Genomic DNA, 25,119 nt, shown 5'->3' on the forward strand with positions numbered 1-25,119 from the left:
ACGGCCCCGCCAGCGGCGGGGTAACAAACAGCCCAGTGGGCTGTTTGTTAGTGCGCGGGTCCTAGACCACTAGGAATGTCTACTGTGGCCCCACGTTGGGTGCCTTGTGGGACTCGAACAGCACGGCCCCGCGTTTCTCTGCTTCCACCGTTCCAAAACGACCCCAGCCGCAGCACAGAAGCCCCCACTTCTGCGCTGCGGCTGTTTTTTTTCAGCTGTTGAGCTGTTTCATGATCTCCCCGACTTCTTTGCTGTTGTAGCCTTCCTTCAGCAGCTCCGTCCGGATGGCGGCATCGCTCCGGCCCTGGCTGCGCAGGCGGGCGGCGGTGTAGGGCACTGCCGTGCTGCCCAGCACACCGCTCTTGCCCACGTTCAGGTTCCCGCTGCCCGGACCCGACGTGCCCGAAGCCCCCGCTGCTGCCGCTTTCTGGGCCGCTGCCGCGCTGGCTTTCTGGGCCTGCTGGGCCGCCTTGGACTGCTTGAGGGCCCATTCGCCCTTGGCGATGTTCAGTTTTTCGCTGGTCACCTGATTATTGAACTGCTGCTGGCGGAGCTTGTCCTGATACTGCTGCTGCGCAAAGTCGTTGTCGTACTTCTGCTGCGCCTGCGCGTTCTGGACCTGCTTTTCCTGCATCTGCTGGTTCCAGGCCGTATCCGCACGGTCTGCCTCATAGGCATGGTTGTTCGCGTAGATGTTGTACCCGGTGTTCACGAGCGACCCCGCCAGCGAGCCGAGGCCCGTGGTGCCGGAGAGCGCGATCTGCACCGCGTCGCCGATGAGGCCCAGCACCGTGACCGCATTGTTGAACCGCTGCTGCTTCTGGGCAGCGGCCTCCTGTTCCTGCGCGGCGTAGTTGCCATACAGGGTGTCCAGACGGCTCAGGTAGTCCTGATACTGGCCGTAGTCCTGCTGATAGGCCGTGTTGTAGGCGTTGCCCAGCTGTTCCAGCCGGGTGTAATAGTCCGAAAGTTTCTGCTGATACAGCCCCTGCGCGTTCTGCTCCTGCGTGTTGAGCTGGTCCAGCCGGGAGACCAGCGCATCGCCGCCGCTGTCGTAGGTGTCCAGCGCCAGCTGATACAGCGTCGGGATGGCCTGATTCAACGCCCCGATCTGCTGCTGGTAGGCCTGCTGGGCCACGCTGGCCGCATAGCTGGAGCCGTAGCCGCCCGTCAGCGCAGCGGCCTGTGCGGCAGCATCGGCGCTGGCGTTGTGGGCGTTCTGGGTGTACGCCTGCGCATACTGCTGGTACAGCGGGTCCTGCGCGTAGTTGTAGTGGAACGCTCTCCGCGCGTTCAGGTCGTTCAGGGTGCGGTCGATCTGGTCCTGATACCGGCTCTGGTAGTTGCCGGGGGCAGCGCTCTGCTGCGCTTTCAGGGCCGCTTCCGCTTCTGTCACCCGCTCAGAGGGCTGATACCCCGCCGACGCCAGTGCATCCTGCACCTCCTGGCGGCTGTTCAGCCCCTCGGTGGAGTAGTTCTTTTTCTTGTCGCTTGCCATAGAGTCTCCTTTCTCACTGCAGTTTCCGCAGCTTGGCCCCCAGCTCGTCCGAGACGTTCTCCACGTCCAGATTGCTCAGAACGTATTGCAGCTGCTCCTGCATCTGGTAGAGGTAGTTCCGCAGTGCGCGGGCATCCTCCGGGTCCATCTTCTCACTCAACTTCGGCAGGCCCAGCTTGCTCAGGCCCGAAATGCTTGCCATCCTGTCATGCCTCCTGTTCCATCAGTCTGCCCCGCGCCGTCGCAAGGGTGCGCGCCAGACTGCGCAGGGTGATCTGCCCTTTGCCGGTCAGCCGCAGCCGGAACATGCCGCAGCGGCGGGGCGCAAGGTGCAGGTCGAGCCGCTTCTGCTTCCCGGCCACGGCCCATTCTGCCAGCTTCTCCCAGGGGCCGTCGTCGTAGCAGATTGCCAGCTCCACATTGCTGGCGCATACGGCATCCATCTGGAGCGTCAGCCGGGAGAGATACCGGTCCTCGGCCTCGTCCATCCCGAACGCACCCGTGATGAGTTCAAAGTCCACCGTCTCCTCCACGCCCTCGGTGGTCTTCCAGTCCCGTTCACGGCTGGGGTCAGCGGCCCAGATGTCGTGTCCATCCCAGAGGTAGAGCTGCCCGCCGGTGCTGGCCATGGCGTAGGAGCAGCCGTCTTCCTCCTGCCAGAGTCCCCGCTCGGTGTCGTAGACGAGGAGCCGCTCTTCGAGCGCGTCTCCTTCCCGGCCGCTGTCCCGCGCCAGATAGAGGTAATAGCGGCCATCCAGCGCACCGCCCACCGCCGTCTGCACGTTGGAGAGCCGGGCCGTGTTCAGTTTTTCGGACACCTTGGTGGGGATGCTCCCATCCCAGGCCATCACACCGTCCGGCGAGAGATAGTAAAGTGTCTCGTTCAGCACGCAGAGGCTGCTGGCCGCGTTCCGGGCCACCCCACGGCAGCGCAGGGAACTGAGCTGGAAATCCGACGGCTTGGAGCCGTAAAGCTTGTGCAGGGCGTTCTCCTTGAAGAACAGCACCGACCCCAGGCAGGTGGCCGCGCCGGTAAACGGCCCGTCGCTGCCCACCGTGACCGCATAGCTGTCCTCTGCGATGCCGCGGTAGGAGAACCAGTTGGTGGGGTCGCCCAGCTTGCAGCCGTAGATGACGTTCTCATTCTGCGCGCAGCCCCACAGCCGGTTGTCGCACTCGGTCAGATAGTCCAGGTCCGGCACCCGGCGTTCCAGCCGGAAGGCATCGGTGTTCCCTTCCATCGTCGCGCCTTTGCCGTCGATGCCGGTCCAGCGGAGCATCTCCCGGCCCTTGGTCAGGGTCCCGTAAAAATAATCACCGCCCGGCTCGGCCTGCACCTGTACCCAGTCGTCGCCGCACGCCGTGACGATGCGGTCTCCTTTCAGCTCCTTCCAGTGCAGATCATCGCCGTCCTCCACGCCGCTCACCGTCACGGTATCCCAGACGGCAAAATTCTTCCCGATGCCGCCCGCCTCGATCCGGCACCACTTCAGCTCGATGGCCGACCAGTTGCCCGAAGCCTCGTTGTAGACTTCCAGCACGCTCTCGCTGCTGTACGGCTTCTGGATGTTGTTCACCTTGAGGAACAGCTGCCCGTCCGCCGGATTTTCCGGCTCCTTTGTGCCCTTGCCGGAAACGGTATAGGTCTTGCCGGACGCATCGCAGGGGGTCAGCACCACATCGGCACCGCCGCTGTCCCACACGGCGCCGAGCTTCGTCACCGAACGGTCCCGCGTGTCAAAGGCGATCTTGTCCGGGAAGATGATGACCTTGGTGCCCATGCCCACCATCTTCTTTTTGCTGTCCGCCACCGCGTTCCAGAAAAACTCGGCCTCCTGCGGGGTCTCATCCGAGTTGTAGATGAGGTTCTTCCCCGCCGCTACCAACAGGCCGTTCAGGTGATAGATGCCGTTCATCTGCACGACGCTCCGCAGCCTGCGGCGGGGGATGCGGGTGCTCAGTGCCGGGAAGTCCCGGCTGCTGAAATTTTTGCTGCTGCCCGCCTCGGCCTCGGTACAGCTGTACGTCTCGTTCAGGCCGCCAAAGGCCCGCAGCAGGGTGCGGCTGGTCGCTGCCGCCGCACGGCTCGTTCCGCTCATCGCGTCCACCTCCTCACCAGCGCCACTGCGCCCGGCAGCGGGGCGGGTGCTTCTGCCGCAGCCAGACAGCCAGTTCGCTCAGCAGGCCGCTGCACTGAGCCTGCTCCCCGGCATAGCGGTCGGTCTCGCCCAGAGCCGCATCGATGCGGGCGCACAGAATGTGCGGATACAGCGCATCAAAGGGCACCGGCACCAGCAGTACCGTGTCATCGGGCAGCGCCTCCCCGCTCCACGCGAGGTCGGCCCCTGCGGCGGCGTATTCGTCGGCCCTGCTCTTCTCAAACAGCTGCTGGCGCAGCAGCGCATCTTCTTCGCAGAGCCAGCGGCGGCAGGTCTCGTCCGAGATCTTGCACCCCGGCCGCAGCTCCCGTGCGCGCGCCAATGCCTGTTCTACCGTCATTGCAAAACTCCTTTCGTTTTTGAAAAAAGCCCGGCAGGGCGATGTTCCCGGCCGGGCCGCTGTTTTCTCAGGTCACTGGGCCGCGTTTTCAGCTGCCGCGATGCGGGCAGCCGTCCGCTCGTCCTGCATCTGGCTGTGTTCCAGCACCTCCGCTACTTCGGGCGGGACCTCCACCTCCACGCCCCGGCGGATCTTGTAGTTCACGCCGTTGACGCTGACGAACAGGTCCTCCTTATAGCGGCTGTTGTCCTTGAACAGCTTGATGCGCACTGCCTTTTTCTCGCTCATAGAAACTCCTTTCTGCCCTCCGTCGCAGGGCCCGCCTGTTTTTGTGTCTTGCGTTTTTCTCGTCCCGCAGGGCCAGAACCAGCCCGCCAAAGGAGCGGGTCAGTTCGCCGCCGCATTGGCCGAGTAGCTGGACACGCTCTCGATGCGGATCATATACTGCTCCACCAGACGCTCGGCGGCGCGCATCCCCTTCCAGCCCACGGAAGCGCGCTGGTTCAGCGGGTCGTCGCCATAGCCAAGCTGCTTGACGATGTGCTCCAGACCGCCGCCTTCCAGCTCGGTGACGCCATAGGCGTGGGCACCCAGCACCAGCGTACCGAACACGGCCAGACCGGTCGGGCAGGTGGCGTCCTTCCAGATCTTGGCCTCGCTGGTCTCGATGAAGCGGATGTTGCCCAGCTTGCCGATCTCGCCGCGGAACATGGCCTCCGGGTCGGCATACTTATGCACCTCGATGAACTCCCGGCTGGTCTTCAGGTCGTAGGCGGCATAGGGGTGGATGATGGCGATGTAGCTGTCACCGATGGGGTCGGCGTTCATCGCGCCCAGCTGGGCTGCCGCCTGGAAGAACAGCTTCGGGGTCAGGGTGCAGGTCTTGTCCAGACCGGCGCGGCTGGTCACGGCCGTCTCGGTGCCGTCGGCACTCTGCTTGGGCGCATAGAGAACGTTGGTGCCGCCCGCCAGCACATCGCGGGTGATGCTGTCCATGGTGCGGCCCGCCTGGCTGGCCAGCACACGGGTGGCCTGCACGACGTTGTTGTCGATGGCGGTCATCTGCAGCACATCGGTCAGCGGGGTCCAGCCGCCGTACTGGTGCAAATCGCTGGTGATGGTGGTCACGTTCAGGGTCTGGCCGTTGGGGGTCACACCCTCGGTCAGCGGGGTGGTGGCCTTGGGCAGGCTGTCGTACTTGCGGAACTCGATGGTCTTGCCGCCGTTCTGGGGCACCGGGTAGTAATCCGCAAACTGGTCGTGGACGAGGCGCGGCTCGGCCTGGTCGATGAGGCGCTTCTCATAGAAGGTCTTCATCTCGGCGGTCATGGTGCCGGAGGTATTGTTCAGCGCGGCGGAAGGGTCGGCGAACAGCTGGAGGTCGAACTTCATTGCAGTGTCGTTCATACGGTTTTCCTTTCTTTCTTGCGGTGTAATATACGGACTTCTTTGATTCGCGCTCCCCTGCCAGAGGAACTGCGTTCAGAACGTGATGACTTCCCCATGGAGGGCCTTGCGTTCCAGCGCTTCCCGCTGGGCGCGGGTCATGCGGGAAACATCTGCCCCGGTCACGGCGGCGCTGCCGGGGCGGGTGCCGTTCTCTGCCGGGCGGGAAGCCCGCTGCCGGATGCGCTCTACGACGCCCTGCTCTACGGCGTGGGCGGTCTGGCGCAGCGCGTCCTCGTAGTGGGCCAGACGGTAGGCGTCCGCCATCCGCATTCCCGGCAGCTGCATCAGACGGCGCATCTCTGGGTGCTGCAGCTCCGCTTTCAGCGAGAACTCCGGCATCACCTGCCGCAGCGCTGCCTCTTCGGCTGCCCAGCGGCTGTGCAGGGCGGCCACGGCCTGTCGGCCCGGCAGATGCTCCGGCAGCGGCGGGCGGGGCGGTTCCGGGGTGGGGCAGAGTGCTTCCGGGCCGGGGTTTGTCTCCGGGAGCTCCTCCTTCGGGGTCTCTGGCGGCGCTGCCTCCTCCCGGCCCGGCTTCAGGGTGCCGGAGGCGACGGCCTGCCGGGCCTGTGCCTCGCTCAGGGCCGGGACGCTCCCTGCGCCGCCGTTCTCGCTGCCGCCCTCTGCGAACAGTTGCAGGTCCATCATGGCCGCTTCGCCCCGGCGGCTCAGGTCTGCAAAGCGGAGGTTGTCCGGGTAGCGCTCGGCCAGCAGGGCAAACCCGGCCTTGGCCAGCTCAAAAGCCCCCTCTACCCACGGCTCCTGCGGGGCGGCGGCGGTCACGGCCAGCCGGGGGCCTTCCGGCTCATCCCAGGCATCGCTGCGGGCGGTCTTTTCCCCTGCCAGCAGGCTCACCAGAGCCTGCATCAGGGTGCTGGCACCGGCGCAGACGATGTCCTGCCCGGCGGGGGCATAGCCCGCGTGGCCGGACGCTTCCAGCCGCAGGGTCAGGCCCTCCGGGCCATCCAGTTCACTGTAGATCACACGGATCATCGGTTCTCCTTTCCAAGGCCCATGGCATCTGCCGCGGCCTTTGTGCTCAAATTATCTGCGGGGCCGGTCACAGCGGCCTTCCCCGGCTGTTCCTGCGCCGTCAACCGGTTCTGCAAAACGGCCAGCTGCATGGCCAGCGTCCCGTTCTGCCGCACCCGCTGGCGGACTTTCTCGATGCCCTCAAAATCCATCATCTCCAGCGCTACCAGAGCCGCATCGGCGTTGGCCGGGGCAAAGAAGCCCAGCTGATAGCACTCCTTGGCGGTCTCGTTCTGGCTCAGACGGCTGAAGGTCGATTTCTTCTCGGCGCTCACCACGATGTCGAAGACCGGTTCGCGGCTGCCCAGCTCCACCCCGCCCACGGTGCCGGCCGGCTGCGGGCGGAGCGCGGCCCCGGAAAAGGGCACGAACTCGTTCTGGCCTGCGGCCCCCACGATGCGGAAGACCCGCTCTTCGTCGTAGAACTGCCGCATCAGGTCCAGGATGAGGTAACACTCCCTGGCAAAGGCGCGGTACGCGCTCTTGAGCATATCCCGGCTCAGCTTCGAGCCTGCCTCCTGTAAGGCGGCAATGGCCGAAGCCGCTGTCACGCCGCCAGCAGTGCCGCCCTGGGTCATATCGCGGTTGCCGGAGATCTCCTTCAGTTCCTCGATGCGGCTGTTGCGGTAGCTCAGGCTGTTGCCCTGCAGGCCCGCCGTCTGCAAGGGGCGGAAACTGTCGTCGCCCAGCCGCCCCACCACATGGACGATATCCCGCGAGAGGTCTGCCAGTTCTTCTTCGTTCACACCGGCCGTGTCGCTCAGCACATACCGCTGCTTCGAGGCGAGCAGGACATTCTCATCCATCGCATGGTTCATCCGGTCGATGGCGGTCTGGCACTCCTTCATCACATCAATGTATCCGAAGCCCGCCGGGCTGTCCTCCTCCATGAACAGCGGGTCGAACACGAACGGATACTTGCCGTGGTCATAGAATCCGCGCCCGGCCAGCGCCGGGTCGTTCTCGCTGGCGTAGAGCACCACCCCGTTGCAGAACTTGCAGTAGTGCAGCAGCACCCGGCCCTCGGCGTCCGGCTTTTTGTAGTACCAATCCACCACGACGCTCTTTTCGGTGGTGTCCAGCCCGCCGTCGTGGAGGAACCGGGGCACATCCAGCACACTGGCGCTGTGGCCCTTGAGCTGGGGCCAGCGGGTCTCCAGCTGTCTTGTGTTCTCCATCCGCAGCGAGAAGAAGTTCGGCGATGCCTGGATATCCTCCACGCCCGGCTCCCAGTAGAGCATGAGCAGATTCATGGGCCGGATGGCGATCTCGCCCAGGCCGCCGTGCGCTTCCGGGTCCCAGAAGACGCCCTTGACGCCGGTGCCCTGCTTGAGCTTGCGCCACCAGGTGTCGCTGTACACCTGCTCGTAATCGGCCTGTTCCAGCACCACCGGCAGGATGCTGGAAAGCACCCGCGCGGTCTGTTCGTCGTCTGCCGCGCGGGGCAGCACGTTCGGAGCCGGGTAGTTGTCCATCGCATCGGCGTGTTTGTTGGCGATGGAGTTGAACAGCCACCCGCTGGACGGCTGGGGCTTGCCCTCCATCATCGGGTTCTGGTAATTTTTCCAGTGCCCCATCCGGAACCACAGTTCGTTGTCCACCAGCCGTTTGTCGAGCGCCGCCTTGCCTGCCTTGTACTTTTGCAGAACAGCCGCCGCCTCTGCGACCTCCTCCGGCCCGATGGGCAGTTTTTCTTCCACGATATCCAAAATCTACTCCTTTCTAAATCCGATAAAACCTCGCCTGCCGGTGCAGTTCCAGCGGGTCGTCCCCCACCGGCGGGCGGGCCGTGTGCCGGGGCGGCGAGATGGGGTGTTCCATCAGAACGTACCGGCACTCGTCGTAAATGTGGTCTTCCTGCCGGGTGTCGATGTCCTCCACGTTGCTCTCGTCGTACACCAGATTCGGGATGGTGCGCAGGAAGTGCCTGCAAGTATCGAACACCTGAAACATAGGCCGCCCCTCTCCGTCAAACGCCAGCCGGTAGTGGAACTGCATCTTACCGGCCAGTCGGGTGTGGTCGCCGGGCATCCAGTGCAGGAAGTTCGGCCCCCGCTCCATCATGGCGGCGATGCTCTCGCCCCGGCTCTCGTCGAAGATGGCCGGGTCCGCAATGCCCTGAATGACCCGGCCGCGCAGCTGCGGGTCGTTTTGCTCCACCTCCCGGATGCGCCGGGCCTGCTCCACCGGGTCGATCCGCAGCCCCTCGTTCGGGCGGCCTGTGCAGCCGTACAGCTCTTTTATGCGGTAGAGCCGCCCTTCCTCATCCGCCGCGTACCACCCCACCGAGAACGGCTTCGAAAACCCGAAGTCGAACCCGCGGTAGATCTTCCAGTGCTTTGGGATGGGGAACGGTGCGATGACATGGGTCCAGCGCTGGTCCTGATAGTGGGCGGGGTCGTTTCGCCACTCGGTGAACACCTGACCGGAGAAGCTGTCCCAGCTGCCATAGAGCAGAGCCTGTTTTTCCGCTTCGGGCAGAGAGGCCAGACTTGCAAGGTAATCCGGGTCGTTTTCCAGCAGGGCCGGGTTGTCGAAGACGCTGGATGGGATAAACACCCGCGCCCGCTGCAGCACCTTTTCCGTCCCATCCGGCATCCGCACCGGGAACGCTTCCACGATGGGAGTGCCGGGCGGGGCCGGGGTGATGAACCGGGCCTTGACCCAGCCGTGGCCGACGCCGCCGGGGTTGGTGGTGGCCCGCAGGTACACCCGCGTGCCGGGCCCCGTGGGGCGGTTGCGGCTCATCATGTAGCTGTACTCCTCCCATTCGAAGTGGGTCAGCTCATCGAAGCCGATGAAATCAAAGGCCTTGCCCTGATAATTCGTGCGGTCCTTGGTGTACTGCATCGAGCCGAAGTAGATCTTTGCCCCGCTGGGGAAGACCCACACATGGCTCGTGGCGTTGTACTGCGCCTCCGGGAAGGCCCGGCGGTAGTAGACCAGACTCTTGTCCACGAGGTCGCTCAGCTGGGGAAAGGTCTTGCGCAGGATGAGCCCCCGGTAGTGCGGGATCTGCACCTGCCGCAGCGCCTCGATGATGAGCGCATCGCTCTTGCCGCCGCCTGCCGCGCCGCCGTAGAGAGCCTCCGGCTCCGGTCTGCGCATGAACTCCCTCTGCCGGGGCTGGGGCCGCCAGACGACCGGCGCATTCGTTCCTGTCTTCATACATCCTCCACCGGCGGCAGCAGCACCACGCCGCACTCCCGGCCCTCCGCATCCGCGCCCTGTTCGTTCAGCGCCTTGGCCACAGCGGCCAGGTCTTTGAGCACCGCAGTGGCTTCCTTCAGGCCCTTCATGGTCCCGGCCGCCTCTGCACCGTCGCGGCGGGCCGCTTTCTGGCGGGTGTTCAGCTCCTTCACCTCCTGCGCCAGCATCGTGCTCAGCGTGTCCGTGGCGCGGTGCAGGTTGTCCAGCCCCTTGCCCGCCGAAGGTCGTATCTTCTGCGCCATTCGGTTTATTTCACATCCTTTCGTTTTGGTTTGTCAACATAATACCACCAATTATCTTTTCGCAACAGTGCAACCTTTCGCAGGCCCGCTCTGTAGTTTTTTGCGAGCATTTTCCTTTATGTACAATTTTTCTGCATAAAAATCCCCCTGTCCGCGTTCTTTTTCCGCAAACAGGGGGATCTACCCTCAATTTTTTAAGGAAACGCATAAAAATGGGCTGGCGTATCGTTTTCAAATGGTTTATACTAGAACTAAACTTCGTCTCATTTCGACCTTCGGAGGTTTTTTATGGTACACCCCGATCAGCTGCCTGCGCAGCTTGCCCGCAGGTTCCGGCCTGAATGGCGGCTCGTGTTTTTCTCCGCCTTCGGGTTCGGCCTGCTCGCGCACTTTTATAAAATGGCCAACTGGCTCCCCAACTGGGATTCCCTCGTCTTCCGGTACGATGCCCAGCAGATGCTGCAATATGGCCGCTATTTTCTCTCGCTGGCCTGCGGGCTCAGCTCCTATTACGACCTGCCATGGCTGAACCTGCTGCTGGGCTTGTTGTTCCTGGCTGGTTCGGCGGTCTGCGTGGCGGCGCTGCTGCACCTGAAAAAGCCGGTGGCGCTGGTGCTGGCCGGGGCTTTGATCGCGGTCTTCCCCACCGTCACCTCCACCTTTGCCTATGAATACGTCGCCGACGGCTACTGTCTGGCCATGCTGGCCGCCTGCCTCAGTGCGCTTCTGCTCACCCGGCCGGGCTGGCGTTCCTTCTTCGCGGGGGCAGCCTGCCTGTGGTTCTCCGTGGGCATCTATCAGGCTTATCTGACCGTCACCATCACCCTGCTTCTGGTCTGGCTGCTGGACGATCTGCTCTTTCACCGCCGCAGCGCTGCCGCGTCCCTCCGCAGTGCGGGGCGGTTTCTGGCAGGCGGTGTGCTGGCCGGAGCGGTCTATGCTGTGGCCCTGCAGCTGGTTCTGGCTTTTTCCGGCACCGCCCTGTCCGACTATCAGGGCATCGACACCGTCGGTTCGCTCCACCTCTGGTCGGCTCTGCACGGCTGCTTCACCCGCTTCTTCCGCTTCTTCTTTGACCTGCACAACGGCCTCACGGTCTGGTTTGTGCTCAACGTTCTGGTCTTTGCCCTGCTGGCCGTTTTCCTGCTGACCACCCTCGTACAGCAGACCCTTTGGCACGACCCGGCCCGCTTTTGGCTCCTGCTCGTCTATCTGGCCGCACTGCCGCTGGGGGCCGCGGCCCTCTATTTCCTCAACCCCTGCGTCGATTACCACAACCTGATGACCATGGGCTACGCCGCCTTTTATCTGAGCTTCGTGCTGTTCTACGAGCGGCTGGACGGTCTTTCCCCGCGCGCTTCCGCGCTCCGGAGCTGGGCCATCCTCCTCGTGGGCGAGGCCGTCGTCTTTTACTGCATCGTGCTGGCCAATGTCTGCTATCACCTGTCCCAGATGAGCTATGAGCGCTCCTACGGCACCCTTCTGCGCATTGCAGACCGCATCGAGCAGCTGGACGGCGCGGACGCCTGCACCCAAATCGCCGTCATCGGCCACCTGCCCGATTCCAGGGCTTACTCCGCCGACCTCTCCCCGGAAATGACCGGTTACACGGCCGGCCTCATCCTCCGCGCTGACAAGCAGTCTATGGGCCAGAGCGTCCTCACGGCTGCATTGAACGACTACTGCTCCACCGACTACACCTTTGCCACCCGCGCAGAAAAGCAGCAGCTCCTCGCGCTGGACGAAGTCCGTCAGATGCCCCTTTGGCCGCAGACCGGTTCGGTCGCAGTCGTGGGCGATACCATCGTCATCCGGGCGGGAGAGGGGATCGATGCAGATGACTGAACTTCCCATCCTCTATTTTCACGCCGATGACTATGGCATGACCGCCCACGGCGATGCTCTCATCCGGGACTGCCAGACCCACGGCTGCCTGAACAGCGTCAGCATCGTGCCCAACGGTTCGCTGGAAGAAGCCGTCGCCGCGCTGCGCCCTTCCGGGCTGAAGCTGGCCGTCCACCTCAATCTGGTGGAGGGCAAAGCCCTTTCTCCCGCTGCGGAGATCCCGCTGCTCGTCCGGCCGGACGGCAGCTTCTGCAACTCCTTCACCGGGCTGCTGCGGCTCTCGCTGACGCCCCGGCGCAGGGCCTTTGCCGCCCAGCTCTACCGGGAACTGGAGCGTCAGCTCCTCGCCTATGCCGCCCTCTTCCCCGCCGGGACGCCCCTGCGCATCGACAGCCACCAGCACACCCACATGATCCCGCTGGTCTTCCGGACGCTGCTGCAGATCCTTGCCGACCACCATCTCCCGGTCGAGCATCTGCGCATTCCGGCCGAGCCGCTGTCGCCCTTTGTCGGCTGTCCCCGGCTCTGGGGCAGCTATTCCGCCGTCAATGCCGTCAAGCAGGCCGTGCTGAACGGCTGCTGGCTGCTGGACCGCCCCGCATTCCGCCGCAGCGGCATCCCCACGGCCCTGTTCTGCGGCATCCTCTTCTCCGGCCACATGGACGCCGACCGCGTCCGGGCCGTGCTGCCGCAGTACCTCCGTCTGGCGCAGAAACGCGGCCAGCCGGTCGAGCTGCTCTTCCACCCCGGCGGCGTGGAGCCGGGCGGGCCATTCTTTGACCCGCAGAAGACCGATTTTCACCCCTTCTACCTGTCCGAGGGCCGGGCGGTCGAGGCCCATGCCCTGCACACCCTCAGCCGAAAGGAGGTCGAACACCTTGGCCGCTGAACCGCTTCTCTCCGTCATCCTCCCCGCCCACAACGAAGCGGAGAACATCCCCAAAATGGCCCGGCGGCTGGCCGAGGTCCTCACCGCCGCCCACATCCGCTACGAGGTGCTCTTCGTCAACGATGGCTCCACCGACAACAGCTGGGACGTCATCCGCCAGACGGCGCAGGCGTACCCGCAGGTGCGGGGCATCCGCTTCTCCCGCGCTTTCGGCAAGGAAGCCGCCCTGTACGCCGGGCTGCAGGCCGCCCGCGGCGACTGCTGCGTCACGCTGGACTGTGACTTGCAGCACCCCGTAGAAACGATCCCCGAAATGTACCGGCTCTGGGCTCAGGGCATCGAAGTCGTAGAGGGCGTCAAGCGCGAGCGCGGCACCGAAAGCGCCGCCCACCGCACCGCCGCCCGCTGGTTCTATAGGCTCATCAGCAAGGCGGCCAAGACCGACCTGCGCAGCAGCTCCGACTTCAAGCTGCTGGACCGCAAGGCCGTGCTCGTCCTGCTGAATCTGCCGGAGCGGGACACCTTCTACCGCGCCCTCTCGGCGTGGGTGGGCTTCCGCACGGCGCGGGTGGAGTTCGACGTCCAGCCCCGCACTGCCGGGCAGAGCAGCTGGTCTGCCTTCAGCCTCATCCGCTACGCCATTTCCAGCCTGGCGTCCTTCACGTCGGCCCCGCTCTACCTCGTCATCCTGATGGGCTTTCTGATGTTGATTGCCACCCTTCTGGTGGGCGGTGAGGCGTTATTCCGCTATCTTGCAGGCGAAGCGCTCGAAGGCTTCACCACGGTCATCCTGCTGCAGCTCTTCACCGGCACACTGCTCATGTTCAGCCTCGGCATCATCGGCTACTACCTCGCCAAGATCTACGACGAAGTCAAGCGCCGCCCCCGCTATGTCATCGCCGAAACGCTGGACGACGCTCCGTAAAAAAGCAAAAGATCCCCCGGTCAGCCGGGCCGCTCTCCGTTCAGAGCGTTCCAGCCGCCGGGGGATCTCTTCTTTTATCTTGTGTTACAGCGTCTCGATGCGGTCGAACAGGCCTTTTGCGCCTTCCACAGCCTCCTTGCTGCCAAAGGCCACGCGGGTGCCGTGCTGCATCGCGGTGCCCAGCTCTGCGGCCATGGCCTTCAGCGCGGCAGCGTCTACGCTGCACAGGGCCTTGCGGTCTGCGGCCAGCATCGCGTCGGTGATGCCGCAGAAGTACCGGCGGTCAAGGTCCCGCGCCTCTGCGCTGGGTTTCATGGGCTTGTCCATCTCGGAGACGGTGCCCACGATGGAATCCGTCAGGTCCTTTTCGGTGTACGCGCGGGCGGCCAGTTCCGCCGGGCCCTTTGCAAAGGTCTCGTAGCTCTCGGCCAGATGCGGGTCACGGTAGGTATACAGATACTCCGTCTCGGCGCGGGTCACCATGCCGGTGCCGTACGCGCCGCCCACCTCGCGGATGTGGTGCCACAGATACTCGTAGCTCATCACGCGGGCCAGCACCCGGCGCTCCGGCTTCCGCTCCTGCGGCCAGGTCAGGATGTCGTAGTTCACCCCGCCGTCGATGATGAAGGCTTCGTTCACCGGAGCCGTCAGCGCCTGGGTGTAGGGCCGGGCGGGCGAACGCATTCCCTCGGCAAAGGCACTGCCGGGCAGCAGGGCTTCCAGCTGCTTCCGGGCATCCTCGCTGCCGTGCAGGCTGATTGTCAGGGCTGCGTGGTGCAGCACCTTTTCCCGCACGGCTTCCAGCTTCCGGCCCAGGTCGGCCCAGTCGGCCTGTTCCAGCAGCGCGCACAGGAAGTGATACCCTGTCACGCCGCTGCATGCCTCGCTCAGCGCATACTCCACCGAATAGTGGCTCCCGGCGCGCACGGCGGCGTACTGGTTGCCCATCTGGAGGAACTGCTGCTCCATGTTCAGCTTCTGCTGGCTCAGCACACGGGCGAAGGCCGCTTCGGCCTTTGCGCCGGTCAGCCGGGTCTCATACAGCCACTCGCCGCCGAGTTCCACAGCCTTTTCCAGACTGCGCTCCAGCAGGCTCATGTTCAGGGTGAGCTTTGCGTGGCAGGGGTTCCCCGCCTGCCGCCCGGTCCAGAAGCTGATGCAGGCCTGGCTGTCGCCCAGCCAGGTGCTGCGCAGGGTGTTCAGCTCGCGGGCCGTGTGGCGCGGAGTGTCCAGCTCGTCCAGCACATCGGTCAGCAGGTCGAGATACTGCACTTCTTCGGTGGTCAGCCCGCCGAGGTCATAGTAAATGTTCAGATACAAACTGCCTTTGGAGGGATGGTGCAGCAGCTCCGCACCGGCCACGCTGCCCACAGCGCCCTCGGCGCTGGGGCTGCCCTCGCCCAGGTCTGCCACCGTCAGCGGATGGTCCAGTGCCAGCTTGCCGTCGGTACGGGCCGGGGCTGCATCGGGTTCTTCCGCCTTGGGCAGGGTCGGCACCTGAATGACCTGCACCGGCGCAGCCGCGAACAGCTCCCGCAGCAAGTCGTTGAACCAGCCGGAGGCCATCTTCTCCCGCAGGGCGGCGAAGAGCTGGTCCGTGTGGAGCAGCAGGGTCGGGTCCCCGGCGTGGAGCCAGCCGGTCGCTGCATGGATGGCGTCCAGCACACCGTCGGGCAGGCTGCCCGGCCGCTCCAGCGAGGCGAACTCTGCCGCGTTCAGGCTGGCCAGCAGCAGGTCTTCCGGGATGCCCTCGGCCAGGATGTCGTCCACGGCGCTCCGGACCCCGGCCGCAAACCGGCCTGCGGTCTCCTCGGTGGCACCGCGCAGCACCAGTTCCAGCGTGGGCTGCAACGTGCTGTCATCAAAGCCGATGTCGATGTCAGCCCCCAGCTGCTGTTCCAGAAGCGCAGCCTTCAGCGGCGACTGGTTCGACCCCAGCAGCGCATCCAGCAGGATCTCCACGCCCAGCTGGCGTTCCCGGTCGGCAAATGCGCCGGTGTACCAGGCCAGCGCACACTGCACCTGGTCGGCCTCCGGCTTTTCGGTGTAGTACGGAATGTTCACGCAGACGCCCGGCTGCTCGTCCTGCAGCGTCAGTCTGGGCTGGCTGGTGCCCTTGGGCATCCTGCTCAGGTAGTGTTCATCCAGGAAGGCCAGTTTTTCGGCCATATCCATCCTGCCGTACAAGGTCACACAGCAGTTGTCGGCGCTGTAATGGCGGCGGTACACCCGCTGGTACTTCTCATAGGTCAGCGCCGGGATGGAGGCCGGGTCACCGCCGGACACAAAGCCGTAGGCCGTATCCGGGAACATCGCCCGTTCCAGCGCATCCTGCAATTGTGCATCCGGGGAGGCCAGCGCGCCCTGCATCTCGTTGTAGACGACGCCGCTCACGGTGCCGTCGGCATCGCGGTGCCAGCCTTCCTGCTCGAACACAGCCCGGTCCACCATGGCCAGCGGGCAGAACACCGCGTTCAGGTAGACGTCCATCAGGTTCCGGAAGTCGGTCTCGTTGGGGGTGGCAAAGGGGTAGACCGTCTTGTCCGGGAAGGTCATCGCGTTCAGGAAAGACGCCATGCTGCTCTTGAGCAGCTGCAAAAACGGCGAGGTCACCGGGTACTTTTCGCTGCCCGCCAGCACCGAGTGCTCCAGAATGTGGAACACACCCGTGTCATCCGATGGGAAGGTGCCGAAGCCGATGCCGAACGCCTTGTTCACATCTTCGTTCTCCACCAGCAGGATGGTCGCACCGCTGACATCGTGGGTCAGCACGGTCAGGGTACCGTGCTGTTCGGGGCAGTCCTCGCAGCGCACGACGGTATAACCGGGATATTGCTTCATTGGGATTCTCCTTTTTCAAATGGATTTTTGTTTATTGTATCACGGTGCGCTGTAAGACGCAACAAACAATACTGGAATGTTCTCTTTTGCGTGCCAAAAGAGAACCAGAAAAGCACCCGCTACTTTCGAGGCGCGGGAGGCACGAACTAGGGGCTGCTCGCCCCTAGTGACCCCAAAGAAGAAGGCCCAACCAGAAAAATCGGGCGGTGCGCCAGTCGGCGCAAACGCTTTTCCGATTTTTCCGGCAGGGCCGATTTTGATAGGAGTCATGCGCATTCATAAAGACCGTGCGCAAAAGAGTACAAACTTACTCCGTAATCATGCCTTCTTTGCAAGACACCCGGAACAGCACAAAGCCCACAATAAACAGCACGATCAGCGAGCCGACGCCCACATTGGCGCTGCCGGTCAGCTGGCTGCCCACGCTGACGATCATGGTGCCCAGGAAGGATGCCCCCTTGCCGCAGATGTCGAACAGGCCGAAATACTCGCCCGACTTCTCCGGCGGGATGATCTTGGCAAAGTGGGAGCGGCTGAGCGCCTGCACACCGCCCTGGAACATGCCCACGACGAAGGCCAGCACCCAGAACTGCCACTGCCGGGTCAGGAAGAACGCAAACAGCGCGATGCCCGCATAGGCCGCGATGCAGACCGGGATGAGGGTGGTGGACGGATACTTCGCCGACAGCCGCCCGAAGATGAGCGCCGACGGGAACGCCACGATCTGAGTCACCAGCAGCGCCAGCAGCAGGCCGGTGGTGTCCAGCCCCAGCGCAGTGCCGTAGGCCGTGGCCATGTCGATGATGGTGTAGACGCCGTCGATGTAGCAGAAGAACGCCAGCAGGAACCAGAACACCTGCTTGTCCTCGTGCAAGTGGCGGAGCGTGTGGCCGATGCGGGCAAAGCTCTGCCGGATGGCGTGTTTCTCCACCTCCACATAATGCAGCTGCCGGTAGGTTTTCAGCAGGGGCAGAGTCATTGCCAGCCACCACGCCGCTGTGATGAAGAGCGCGATGTTCAGCGCCGTCATCTGGCTCAGGCCGATGGCCCCGGACCCCAGCACCAGCGCCAGACAGACCACAAAGGGCACACAGCTGCCGATGTAGCCCCACGCATACCCGCGGGAGGAGACTACGTCCATCCGGTCCGGGGTGGTGACATCGCTCAGCATCGAATCATAGAACACCAGACTGCCGGAAAAGCCCACCTTCGCAAAGACGAAGATGAGCAGGAAGGGCAGCCAGGTCTTGGCCAAGCCCATGGCGCAGCAGCCGGCCACGCCCACCACCAGGCAGAGAATGAAGATGGGCTTTTTGAAGCCCCGCGTATCGGCCAGTGTACCGAGGATGGGGCTCAGCACCGCCGTGATGATGGTCACAGCCGAAGCCGCATAGCCCCAGTATGCCAGATATTCCACGGAGCTCAGGCCGCCTTCTTCCGCCAGAGCGTTGAAAAAGATGGGGATGAGCGTCGCCACCAGCAGCACAAAGGCCGAGTTGCCGACATCGTATAAGATCCACGCGCGTTCCAGCCCGGTCAGGCTGAATTTTTTGTTTTGTTCCATAATCCCTCTCAATTCTCTCCAAAGGTGTGCTGATAAGCCGCATCCAGCGGCGCATCGGTGTCCAGCCCGGCCACGTACTCGTTGATGAGCCGTACCGCCAGCGGGATGGCTCTCTGGTACAGCGCATCCAGCTGCTTTCCGCTCTCGGCGCACTGCGGGTTCGGCTGCGGGTTTGCCACCAGCCCGTACATGAACTCCCACTTGCCCGCTGCCCGGATGGCCGCCAGCACCACCCAGCGCTTGACCGGGTTCGAAGCCAGCAGCATCTTGTGCACGAAGACCATGCCGGTCATGGCCTGATAGACCTCATCCACCGTGACGCCCTCATAGAAGGGAGCCACCACATTCGCCCAGATGCGGCTGGGCTGGATGTGGCTGGCCGTCAGGTCGTGCAGCGGGTCGCGGCCCTCCCGGCGGAGCAGCTGGTTGTCGAACTCCGTCTCGATCTCACAGTGGCTCACGCCGCTGGTGCGGACGTACTGCTCCACATAAGGGTGGCAGGTGCTGTCCAGCGCAAAATGGCAGATGTACCCCAGCGCATACACCAGCGCGGCATCCCGGTTTTTGGCGTTCCGGATCACGCCGCGCGCCCGCTCAAAAAAGACGGTGCCCGGCTGCTCGTGCATGGCATTGCCCAGCCGGTTCACCGGGTTGGACTGCAGCGCCTTATAGTAGAACAGCAGATCCGGCCCGTGAAGGCCTATATCGTACAGCGCACGGTACGGCTCGATCTTCTTCTGGAGCGCTTTCGGCAGCTGGGTCAGAACATCCGCGCCAAAGCAGCGGTGTGCATAGGTCGAAGGCATAAAAACTCCCCCTCATAAACTTTCATACAAGGTCAGTATACCAGAAACCGTTTCGTCTTACTACCCTTTCGGGTGTTATTTTGGTAAAATATTTGAGATATTTTTGAATTTTTCGGCAAAACAAAAAGACTGCCGCACCTTTCCACGCTCCGAGCACCGCCTCTGCGATGCCGGAATGAGGAATGCAGCAGTCTTTGTTTGCGTTGTGGGTTTACTTCTCGTACCCCTTGGGCAGCTCGTTCTTGGGGTCGCGGTCCATCAGGGTGCGGACGGCTTCCGCCGCGCCCATGCCCTCGTTGACGATGGCGTTCACAGTCTGCACGATGGGCATTTCCACCTGATACCGCTCCGCCAGTTCCAGCGCGGCGGGCAGGGCGTTCATACCCTCGACCACCATGCCGACTTCCTTGACGGCCTGTTCCGGCGCCTCGCCCTTGCCGATGAGGATGCCGGCGCGGTTGTTGCGGCTGTGCATACTGGTCGCGGTGACGATGAGGTCGCCGATGCCCGCCAGACCCGCGAACGTGTGGACGTTGCAGCCCATGGCCACGCCCAGCCGGGCGATCTCCGCGATGCCGCGGGTGATGAGGGCGGCGCGGGCATTGTCCCCGTAGCCCAGGCCGGTGGAGATGCCCACGCCCAGCGCGATGACGTTCTTCATGGCACCGCTGAGCTCCACGCCCTTGATGTCCTCGTTGGTGTAGACGCGCATGACGCTGTTGGAGAACACCTCCTGCACGAACTGTGCCGCCTCCACATCCGGGCTGGCCGAAACGATGGTGGTGGGCAGGTCGATGGCCACTTCTTCGGCGTGGGTGGGGCCGGACAGCGCCACCAGGTGCACCTTCTTCGGGCCGCCCTCCCGGCCCAGCTCATCGGCCAGAACCTCCGTCATGGTGTACAGGGTGTCCGGCTCAATGCCCTTGGCCACATCCACGATGATCTGCCCCTCGGCCACATAGGGCCGGGCCTTGGCAGCCGTGGAGCGCACGAAGACCGACGGCACCGCAAACAGCAGGATGTCCTTGTCCCGGCACACTTCCTCCACGCTCTTGGTAAAGCGCAGCTCCTCCGGGATCTTCATTCCGGGCAGATTGGGGTGCACACGGGTGCTCGACAGGGCGTCGATCTCCTTTTCGATGGCAGACCAGACCAGCACATCGTTCCCGCTCACGCACAGCATCCGTGCCAGAGCCATGCCCCAGGTGCCCGCACCCAGGATACCGATTTTCCGTTTCGTCACGTTCAAATCCTCCGAATCTGCCGCGCGGCTTTCGTCGCGGGCCTGTTGTGCGCCGCAGTGGGCGGCTCGTCTGGTCTCATTGTACACGAAACCGCCTGCAACGTCAACTCCTTGCCAGACTGCACAAAGTTAGTGCGTGTTCCCCTTCGATTTTGGGAATAACAGGGGATTTGCACAAACGAATTGCGTTGATTGGAAAAACATGTTATAGTATTCTGGTAGGAATTATAGGATATTCCCTGTTCGAACGCTCCTTTTCAGGTCTCTCGTCGAACCTCCGCAGGTTCTTTTTTGTCAGATAAGGAAGTTTTTTCAAATGCTCGAAGCCATTCTTTCCAACCGCACGGCCAGCGTTTTGTGGGAAGCGCTGCCCCGCATCCTGTCGGCGGGCCTCACCATGACCATCCCGCTGACCCTCATCTCCTTCAGCCTTGCCATGGTGCTGGCTGTGGTGGTGGCGCTGGTGCAGTACGCCAATGTGCCGGTGCTGCGTCAGCTGGCCCGGTTCTACATCTGGGTCATCCGCGGCACACCGCTGCTGGTGCAGCTGTTCATCATCTTCTACGGCCTGCCCAGCGTCGGCATCATGCTGGACGCTTTCCCGGCGGCCGTCATCGCCTTTGCCATCAACGAGGGGGCCTACTGCGCCGAGACCATGCGCGGCGCGCTGGAAAGCGTACCCCAGGGCCAGCTGGAAGCCGGTTACTGCGTGGGCATGACCTGGTGGCAGATCATGCGCCGCATCGTGCTGCCGCAGGCGCTGCGCACGGCGGTGCCTGCCCTGTCCAACTCGCTCATCGGCATGATCAAGGACACCTCGCTGGCGTCGAACATCACAGTCGCCGAACTGTTCATGGCCGGCCAGCGCGTTGCCGCTCGCACCTACATTTTCCTGCCCATCTACTGCGAGGTTGCCGTGGTCTATCTGCTGTTCTGCACGGTCGTCACCAAGCTGCAGAGTCTGTTGGAGCGTCAGCTGAACGCCCACGGTTTCCAGTGAGAAAGGGGGGACGCATCATGGCCATGTTAGAGATCAAGAACATTCACAAATCCTTTCGCACCTATGACGAGAAACCGCATTTTCACATTGGGCCGTTCCCGCGCGGCCATGCCCGCCGGGTGATCCGCACACTGGACGTGCTCCGGGGCGTGGACCTGACCGTGGAAAAAGGCGACGTCGTTGCCATCCTCGGCCCCAGCGGTTCCGGCAAGACGACCCTTCTGCGCTGCCTGAACTTTCTGGAGCCCACCGACAGCGGCAGCCTGACCTTTGACGGCGAGACCTTCGACCTCAGCAGGATCTCCGGCGCCGACATCGCCCGCCTGCGCAAAAAGACGGCCTTCGTCTTCCAGAACTACAACCTGTTCCGGAACAAGACCGCCCTGCAAAATGTCACCGAAGGGCTGGTCGTGGCCCGTAAAATGCCCAAGGCAGAAGCGGACGCCATCGGCCGGAAGATGCTGACAAAGGTCGGTCTGGCCGACCGGGCAGACGCCTATCCCCGCCAGCTTTCCGGCGGCCAGCAGCAGCGGGTGGCCATCGCCCGCGCCCTTGCCACCGACCCGGAGATCATCTACTTTGATGAGCCCACTTCGGCCCTGGACCCGGAACTGACGGGCGAAGTGCTCTCGGTCATGCGCCAGCTGGCCGAGGAGGGGATGACCATGCTGGTCGTCACCCACGAGATGGGCTTTGCGCGGAACGTTTCTTCCAAGACCGTCTTCATGGAAAACGGCGTCGTCGTGGAGCAGGCCCCCTCGCAGGAGTTCTTTGCGAACCCGAAGGAGGAGCGCACCCGCGAATTTTTGCAGAAGATCTCGCAGCACGCATAATTTATTCGATTTGATTTTCTTACTTTCGAAAGGATATGATACCATGAAAAGAAGAACCTTTATCTCCCTGATGAGCGTTCTGGCTGCTGCCGGTGTGCTCACCCTGTCCGGCTGCTCTTCCAACGCATCCAGTTCGAACAGCAATTCGAGTTCCAGGAGCGAATCCGCTGAGGCTGCTGACCAGCTTGCCTCTATCCAGGCCAGCGGCAAGCTCATCGTGGCACTGGAAGGTGCCTGGCAGCCCTGGAGCTACCACGACGAGAGCGACACCCTCGTCGGCTACGATGTCGAGGTCTCCCGCGCCATCGCCGAGAAGCTGGGCGTGGAGCCGGAATATGTCGAGAGCGACTGGGACAGCCTGTTCGCCGGTCTGGATGCAGGCCGCTATGACATGGTCTGCAACGGCGTCGAAGTCACCGACGAGCGCGCCCTGACCTACGACTTCACCACCCCCTACGGCTACATCCACACCGCCCTTGCCGTCAAGAAGGACAATGATACCATCCAGACCTTCGAAGACCTGAAGGGCAAGACCACCGCCAACAGCCTGGCCTCCACCTATATGGAGCTGGCCGAGAGCTACGGCGCTACTGTGCAGGGCATCGACACGCTGGAAGAGACCATCCAGCTGCTGACCGCCGGCCGCATCGACGCGACCCTGAACGCCGACGTCTCCTTCTACGATTATCTGAACGTCCATCCGGACGCCGACTTCAAGATCGTCGCCCAGACCGAGGAGTCCTCTCACGTCGCCATCCCCCTGCGCAAGGGCGATGCCAGCGCCACCCTGCTGGAAGCCATCAACAACGCCATCGACGAACTCCGCGCCGACGGCACCCTCAAGGAGCTGAGCGAAAGATACTTCGGTCAGGACATCTCCTCGGAAAACTAAGGCAAATTAAAATCGGCCCTGTCGAAAAATCGGAAAAGCGTTTGCGCCGACTGGCGCACCGCCCGATTTTTTGGCAGGGCCTTCTTCTTTGGGATTATCAAGGGCGAGCAGCCCTTGATTCGTGCCTCCCGCGCTTCGAAAGTAGCGGGCGCTTTTCTGGTACTCTTTTGGCGCACAAAAGAGTACATCAACCCGTCGTGTGGAAATAGTCATAGATTGTCTGCGCCAGCTGGGGGCCCACGCCGGGCGTGTTCTCCAGCTGTTCCGGTGTTGCTTCCCGGACTGCCCCCACGCTCTTGAACTGTGCCATCAGCGCTCTGGCCGTCTTCGGCCCGACACCGGGCACCTCGGTCAGGGTGGAAGAATAGCTCTTTTTCTTCATCTGCTGCTTGCGGTAGGCGTTGGCAAAGCGGTGGGTCTCATCCTGGATGGCTGTGATGAAGGTGAACGTTCCCCGGTTCATGTTGATGGCGATCTCCCGGCCCTCGCTGTCCACGATGGCGCGTGTGCGGTGATGGTCGTCCTTCACCATGCCGTACAGCGGCACATCCGCCAGCCGGGTGCCCGCCAGCGCCGCTTTGGCCGCACTGACCTGTCCCCTGCCGCCGTCCATCAATAGCAGGTCCGGCTTCTGGCCGAAGTAGTTGTCGCTCGCCTGCCCATGCTCGGCCAGCAGCGCATATTTTTCATACTCCGCCGCCCGCCGGGAGACCGTCTCCGCCAGCGAGGCATAGTCATCGGTGCCCGCCACGGTCTGCATTTTGAACTTCCGGTAGCCTGCCTTGTAGGGCTTGCCGTCCCGGAAGGTGACCATGCCGCAGACGCTGGTTCCATCGCCCCAGTTGGAGATATCGTAGCTCTCGATGGTGCGGGGCGGCTTTGGCAGACCCAGCACCTGTGCCATCTCATCCAGCAGCTTTTCCTCGCGGGCATAGCGGCCGCTTTCCCGCGCCAGACGCTCCACGGCGTTGGTGTGGGCCATCTCGACTAGGTGCGCCTTGTCGCCCCGCTGGGGGACATACAGCTGCACCTCGCTCCCCCGCTTTTCGTTCAGGGCCTGCTGCAGTGCATCGCTGTCCGGCGGCAGCTCGTCCACCGCGATGACCTTTGGGATCTGCTCATCGTCCAGATAATAGCGGGGCAGGAACTCCTCCCGCACCGCCGCGATGTCGGCGGTATCGTGGAAGAGAAATTCCCGCTTGTCCGTCAGCCGCCCCTCGCGGAAGCGCAGGACTGCCGCGCAGACGCTGCTGGGGGTCCCGGCCAGCGCCACCACGTCCATCTCCACATCCGGGTCCACGACCACCTTCTGGCCCGCCGTCACCTTGGTGATGGCGTTGATCTGGTCCCGCAGCAGAGCCGCCGTCTCAAATTCCAGCCGGTCAGACGCTTCCTGCATCCGCTCGTTCAGCGTTTTCAGGATGTCCTTTTTGCCGTAGCGGATGAGATGCACCGCGCTCTTGACGGCCTGATTGTAGTTTTCGCAGCTGATCCTGCCGCTGCACACCGCCATGCACTTGCCGATGTGGGCGTTCAGGCAGGGGCGCCCCTTGCCGCAGTCCTGCGGGAAGCGCTTATTGCACCGGGGCAGCAGAAAGGCATCCATCGCCGTTTCCGCCATCTGCCGGGCCGCAAAGCTGGAGGTATACGGGCCGAGATACTCTGCGCCGTCGTCCTCCTTTTGCAGCGTGAAGGACAGACGCGGCCACGGCTCTTTCGTCACTTTGATATAGCTGTAGCCCTTGTCGTCCTTCAGCAGGATGTTATATTTGGGGGTGTGGGCCTTGATCTGGCTGGCTTCCAGCACCAGCGCCTCGAACTCGCTCTGGCAGACGATGACGTCGAACGCGTAGGCGTGGGCGATCATCTGGCTGACCTTGTTGTCGTGGGGGACCCCCTCCCGGAAATACTGGCTCACCCGGATGCGCAGCCGCTTGGCCTTGCCGATATAGATGATGGTGTCGGTCTTATCCCGGATGATATACACACCGGGCAGCAGCGGCAGCATACAGGCTTTCTGGTAGAGTTCTGCTTTCGTCATTCTTCTTCGTCGTGTTCGTGGTTCTGTTTTTCTTCCCGGATGCGTCTGGCTTTCCGGATGTTATAACAGGCGCTGCCCATGCCCGCGCCGGCCAGGATGGAGCACCACAGCTTCGGCTTTTCGCCGGTGAGGGCGGGCAGCAGCAGGTCTGCCGCCAGCAGCGCTGCAAACAGGCCGAAGAACACCTTCCAGATGGTGCCCTCCTCGCAGATGTCGTTCACTTTCTTCAGCAGCTTCGTTGTCGATCCTTTCACGGCACATGCCTCCTTCTTCTCATCCTACCAAAAAAGCGGCAGGAAATACTCCCACCGCT

The 25,119-nt window shown here is 63.2% G+C and carries 22 protein-coding genes; 6 read left to right on the top strand and 16 right to left on the bottom strand.

Annotation, left to right across the window (positions count from 1 at the left end):
- Window positions 1–211: 211 nt before the first annotated feature.
- From DWY95_RS11205 to DWY95_RS11250, 10 genes are all read right to left on the bottom strand, one after another.
- The gene (locus DWY95_RS11205) at window positions 212–1,498 is read right to left on the bottom strand and encodes a cell envelope biogenesis protein TolA (protein WP_118553556.1); all 1,287 of its coding nucleotides are present in this window, start codon (window positions 1,496–1,498) and stop codon (window positions 212–214) included.
- A gap of 13 nt (window positions 1,499–1,511) precedes the next feature.
- The gene (locus DWY95_RS11210; protein ID WP_097791894.1) at window positions 1,512–1,700 is read right to left on the bottom strand and encodes a hypothetical protein; all 189 of its coding nucleotides are present in this window, start codon (window positions 1,698–1,700) and stop codon (window positions 1,512–1,514) included.
- Between the two features lie 4 nt (window positions 1,701–1,704).
- On the bottom strand, window positions 1,705–3,597 hold the full coding sequence (locus tag DWY95_RS11215; RefSeq protein ID WP_118553557.1) for a hypothetical protein: 1,893 nt from the start codon (window positions 3,595–3,597) through the stop codon (window positions 1,705–1,707).
- A 13-nt stretch (window positions 3,598–3,610) separates the two neighbouring features.
- Window positions 3,611–3,997, bottom strand: coding sequence for a hypothetical protein (locus tag DWY95_RS11220; RefSeq protein ID WP_118553558.1), 387 nt, complete (start codon window positions 3,995–3,997; stop codon window positions 3,611–3,613).
- A 72-nt stretch (window positions 3,998–4,069) separates the two neighbouring features.
- Window positions 4,070–4,285, bottom strand: a complete 216-nt coding sequence (locus tag DWY95_RS11225) for a hypothetical protein (RefSeq protein ID WP_097791897.1) — start codon at window positions 4,283–4,285, stop codon at window positions 4,070–4,072.
- Between the two features lie 99 nt (window positions 4,286–4,384).
- Complete coding sequence (locus DWY95_RS11230; protein ID WP_243082730.1) at window positions 4,385–5,404, bottom strand: N4-gp56 family major capsid protein; 1,020 nt, start codon at window positions 5,402–5,404, stop codon at window positions 4,385–4,387.
- Window positions 5,405–5,479: 75 nt separating this feature from the next.
- A complete protein-coding gene (locus DWY95_RS11235) occupies window positions 5,480–6,436 on the bottom strand; it encodes a ribosomal-processing cysteine protease Prp (protein ID WP_118553559.1) in 957 nt (318 codons plus the stop codon).
- Window positions 6,433–8,178 carry a hypothetical protein gene (locus DWY95_RS11240; protein ID WP_118553652.1) on the bottom strand — a complete coding sequence of 582 codons (1,746 nt, stop codon included), beginning with the start codon at window positions 8,176–8,178 and terminating at the stop codon, window positions 6,433–6,435. The genes DWY95_RS11235 and DWY95_RS11240 overlap by 4 nt, the downstream gene beginning before the upstream one ends.
- A 19-nt stretch (window positions 8,179–8,197) precedes the next feature.
- Window positions 8,198–9,643: a terminase family protein gene (locus DWY95_RS11245; protein WP_118553560.1), complete on the bottom strand. Its 1,446-nt coding sequence runs from the start codon at window positions 9,641–9,643 to the stop codon at window positions 8,198–8,200.
- Entirely contained in the window at window positions 9,640–9,927 is a 288-nt protein-coding gene (locus tag DWY95_RS11250; protein WP_118553561.1) for a chemotaxis protein, read from the bottom strand. The genes DWY95_RS11245 and DWY95_RS11250 overlap by 4 nt, the downstream gene beginning before the upstream one ends.
- Window positions 9,928–10,215: 288 nt before the next feature.
- Between DWY95_RS11250 and DWY95_RS11255 the strand changes: the two genes are divergently transcribed.
- From DWY95_RS11255 to DWY95_RS11265, 3 genes are read left to right on the top strand one after another with little or no spacing between them, the layout of a single operon-like run.
- Entirely contained in the window at window positions 10,216–11,772 is a 1,557-nt protein-coding gene (locus tag DWY95_RS11255; protein ID WP_118553562.1) for a glucosyltransferase domain-containing protein, read from the top strand.
- The gene (locus tag DWY95_RS11260; protein WP_118553563.1) at window positions 11,759–12,661 is read left to right on the top strand and encodes a ChbG/HpnK family deacetylase; all 903 of its coding nucleotides are present in this window, start codon (window positions 11,759–11,761) and stop codon (window positions 12,659–12,661) included. The genes DWY95_RS11255 and DWY95_RS11260 overlap by 14 nt, the downstream gene beginning before the upstream one ends.
- Window positions 12,651–13,586 (top strand): glycosyltransferase family 2 protein, encoded by a 936-nt coding sequence (locus DWY95_RS11265; RefSeq protein ID WP_223383236.1) that lies wholly within the window; start codon window positions 12,651–12,653, stop codon window positions 13,584–13,586. Before DWY95_RS11260 ends, DWY95_RS11265 begins: the two co-directional genes overlap by 11 nt.
- Window positions 13,587–13,670: 84 nt before the next feature.
- On the opposite strand, the gene DWY95_RS11270 is transcribed toward DWY95_RS11265, so the two are convergent.
- The 4 genes from DWY95_RS11270 to DWY95_RS11290 all read right to left on the bottom strand — a co-directional run bounded on the left by DWY95_RS11270 (window position 13,671) and on the right by DWY95_RS11290 (window position 19,995).
- Window positions 13,671–16,427, bottom strand: a complete 2,757-nt coding sequence (locus DWY95_RS11270) for an insulinase family protein (RefSeq protein ID WP_118553565.1) — start codon at window positions 16,425–16,427, stop codon at window positions 13,671–13,673.
- Between the two features lie 307 nt (window positions 16,428–16,734).
- The gene (locus DWY95_RS11280) at window positions 16,735–17,991 is read right to left on the bottom strand and encodes an MFS transporter (protein WP_118553567.1); all 1,257 of its coding nucleotides are present in this window, start codon (window positions 17,989–17,991) and stop codon (window positions 16,735–16,737) included.
- 8 nt (window positions 17,992–17,999) lie between these two features.
- Complete coding sequence (locus tag DWY95_RS11285; protein ID WP_118553568.1) at window positions 18,000–18,797, bottom strand: zinc dependent phospholipase C family protein; 798 nt, start codon at window positions 18,795–18,797, stop codon at window positions 18,000–18,002.
- A gap of 211 nt (window positions 18,798–19,008) precedes the next feature.
- Window positions 19,009–19,995 carry an NAD(P)H-dependent glycerol-3-phosphate dehydrogenase gene (locus tag DWY95_RS11290; RefSeq protein WP_243082747.1) on the bottom strand — a complete coding sequence of 329 codons (987 nt, stop codon included), beginning with the start codon at window positions 19,993–19,995 and terminating at the stop codon, window positions 19,009–19,011.
- Window positions 19,996–20,356: 361 nt separating this feature from the next.
- On the opposite strand from DWY95_RS11290, the gene DWY95_RS11295 reads away from it, so the two are divergent.
- The 3 genes from DWY95_RS11295 to DWY95_RS11305 are packed head-to-tail and all read left to right on the top strand — an operon-like array spanning window position 20,357 to window position 22,765.
- Complete coding sequence (locus DWY95_RS11295; RefSeq protein ID WP_097791910.1) at window positions 20,357–21,040, top strand: amino acid ABC transporter permease; 684 nt, start codon at window positions 20,357–20,359, stop codon at window positions 21,038–21,040.
- 17 nt (window positions 21,041–21,057) lie between these two features.
- Window positions 21,058–21,873, top strand: a complete 816-nt coding sequence (locus DWY95_RS11300; protein WP_118553570.1) for an amino acid ABC transporter ATP-binding protein — start codon at window positions 21,058–21,060, stop codon at window positions 21,871–21,873.
- 43 nt (window positions 21,874–21,916) lie between these two features.
- Window positions 21,917–22,765: a transporter substrate-binding domain-containing protein gene (locus tag DWY95_RS11305; RefSeq protein WP_118553571.1), complete on the top strand. Its 849-nt coding sequence runs from the start codon at window positions 21,917–21,919 to the stop codon at window positions 22,763–22,765.
- A 187-nt stretch (window positions 22,766–22,952) separates the two neighbouring features.
- Here the strand turns inward: DWY95_RS11305 and uvrC are convergent, their stop codons facing one another.
- Complete coding sequence (gene uvrC, locus DWY95_RS11310; RefSeq protein WP_118553572.1) at window positions 22,953–24,806, bottom strand: excinuclease ABC subunit UvrC; 1,854 nt, start codon at window positions 24,804–24,806, stop codon at window positions 22,953–22,955.
- Entirely contained in the window at window positions 24,803–25,060 is a 258-nt protein-coding gene (locus tag DWY95_RS11315) for a hypothetical protein (RefSeq protein WP_118553573.1), read from the bottom strand. Before DWY95_RS11315 ends, uvrC begins: the two co-directional genes overlap by 4 nt.
- Window positions 25,061–25,119 lie beyond the last annotated feature (59 nt).

It is taken from the genome of Faecalibacterium sp. AF28-13AC (genome assembly GCF_003478405.1).
Lineage (GTDB): Bacteria > Bacillota > Clostridia > Oscillospirales > Ruminococcaceae > Faecalibacterium > Faecalibacterium prausnitzii_E.

Excerpts from the sequence above, each read along its gene's own strand:
- DWY95_RS11230 (WP_243082730.1), bottom strand. The coding sequence starts at position 5,404 with ATGAACGACACTGCAATGAAGTTCGACCTCCAGCTGTTCGCCGACCCT.
- DWY95_RS11210 (WP_097791894.1), bottom strand. The coding sequence starts at position 1,700 with ATGGCAAGCATTTCGGGCCTGAGCAAGCTGGGCCTGCCGAAGTTGAGT.
- DWY95_RS11295 (WP_097791910.1), top strand. The coding sequence starts at position 20,357 with ATGCTCGAAGCCATTCTTTCCAACCGCACGGCCAGCGTTTTGTGGGAA.
- DWY95_RS11285 (WP_118553568.1), bottom strand. The coding sequence starts at position 18,797 with ATGCCTTCGACCTATGCACACCGCTGCTTTGGCGCGGATGTTCTGACC.
- DWY95_RS11260 (WP_118553563.1), top strand. The coding sequence starts at position 11,759 with ATGCAGATGACTGAACTTCCCATCCTCTATTTTCACGCCGATGACTAT.
- DWY95_RS11300 (WP_118553570.1), top strand. The coding sequence starts at position 21,058 with ATGGCCATGTTAGAGATCAAGAACATTCACAAATCCTTTCGCACCTAT.
- DWY95_RS11225 (WP_097791897.1), bottom strand. The coding sequence starts at position 4,285 with ATGAGCGAGAAAAAGGCAGTGCGCATCAAGCTGTTCAAGGACAACAGC.
- DWY95_RS11280 (WP_118553567.1), bottom strand. The coding sequence starts at position 17,991 with ATGGAACAAAACAAAAAATTCAGCCTGACCGGGCTGGAACGCGCGTGG.
- DWY95_RS11250 (WP_118553561.1), bottom strand. The coding sequence starts at position 9,927 with ATGGCGCAGAAGATACGACCTTCGGCGGGCAAGGGGCTGGACAACCTG.
- DWY95_RS11235 (WP_118553559.1), bottom strand. The coding sequence starts at position 6,436 with ATGATCCGTGTGATCTACAGTGAACTGGATGGCCCGGAGGGCCTGACC.
- DWY95_RS11220 (WP_118553558.1), bottom strand. The coding sequence starts at position 3,997 with ATGACGGTAGAACAGGCATTGGCGCGCGCACGGGAGCTGCGGCCGGGG.
- DWY95_RS11290 (WP_243082747.1), bottom strand. The coding sequence starts at position 19,995 with ATGGCTCTGGCACGGATGCTGTGCGTGAGCGGGAACGATGTGCTGGTC.
- DWY95_RS11205 (WP_118553556.1), bottom strand. The coding sequence starts at position 1,498 with ATGGCAAGCGACAAGAAAAAGAACTACTCCACCGAGGGGCTGAACAGC.
- DWY95_RS11245 (WP_118553560.1), bottom strand. The coding sequence starts at position 9,643 with ATGAAGACAGGAACGAATGCGCCGGTCGTCTGGCGGCCCCAGCCCCGG.
- DWY95_RS11215 (WP_118553557.1), bottom strand. The coding sequence starts at position 3,597 with ATGAGCGGAACGAGCCGTGCGGCGGCAGCGACCAGCCGCACCCTGCTG.
- uvrC (WP_118553572.1), bottom strand. The coding sequence starts at position 24,806 with ATGACGAAAGCAGAACTCTACCAGAAAGCCTGTATGCTGCCGCTGCTG.
- DWY95_RS11305 (WP_118553571.1), top strand. The coding sequence starts at position 21,917 with ATGAAAAGAAGAACCTTTATCTCCCTGATGAGCGTTCTGGCTGCTGCC.
- DWY95_RS11270 (WP_118553565.1), bottom strand. The coding sequence starts at position 16,427 with ATGAAGCAATATCCCGGTTATACCGTCGTGCGCTGCGAGGACTGCCCC.
- DWY95_RS11255 (WP_118553562.1), top strand. The coding sequence starts at position 10,216 with ATGGTACACCCCGATCAGCTGCCTGCGCAGCTTGCCCGCAGGTTCCGG.